The sequence below is a fragment of the Sphingomonas sp. Sph1(2015) genome, from assembly GCF_001970915.1.
In the GTDB taxonomy this organism is placed as follows: Bacteria; Pseudomonadota; Alphaproteobacteria; order Sphingomonadales; family Sphingomonadaceae; genus Sphingomonas; species Sphingomonas parapaucimobilis.
Genome location: NZ_MQUI01000123.1, coordinates 1 through 457, shown reverse-complemented (window position 1 = coordinate 457; position 457 = coordinate 1). Strand labels below are relative to the sequence as shown.

Genomic DNA, 457 nt, shown 5'->3' with positions numbered 1-457 from the left:
ATACGCCGTGAGGCATTGAGGGCGGCGATGTAGAGGGCTTCGCGGACCTTGCGCCGTCCACCCCATATGCGTCTGGCGCCGCGCCATGTTCCACTTTCGCGGGCGTGGGGTGCGAGGCCTGCGAGCGAAGCGATCTTGCGACGGCAGAGCGTGCCGAGTTCGGGAAGTTCGCCGAGCAAGGTGGCCAGGACGGTGGGTCCGATGCCGGGGACGGCATTCAGCAGGTGCGCCTGTTCGGACAGGGCCTGATCCTGGGCGATGAAGCCTGCGATCTGTCGATCGAGTTCGGCGATCTGCTGGCCAAGCAGCGTGATCATGGCTTCGATGGCCTGGGCGATTTCGGGTTGGCCTGCACTGTGGCGATGCAGCTTTTCGGCTTTGCGCATGTCGACCAACTGCCTGCGACGTCGCAGGAAATCGGCCAGGCGCGAACGGGCCGGGCTGAGCGGGATGGTAG

At 65.4% G+C, this 457-nt stretch carries 1 protein-coding gene; it reads right to left on the bottom strand.

Annotation, left to right across the window (positions count from 1 at the left end; all coding sequences use genetic code 11):
* On the bottom strand, window positions 1–457 hold a 457-nt coding region (locus tag BSZ14_RS19095; protein WP_139330561.1), incomplete at both ends, for a transposase.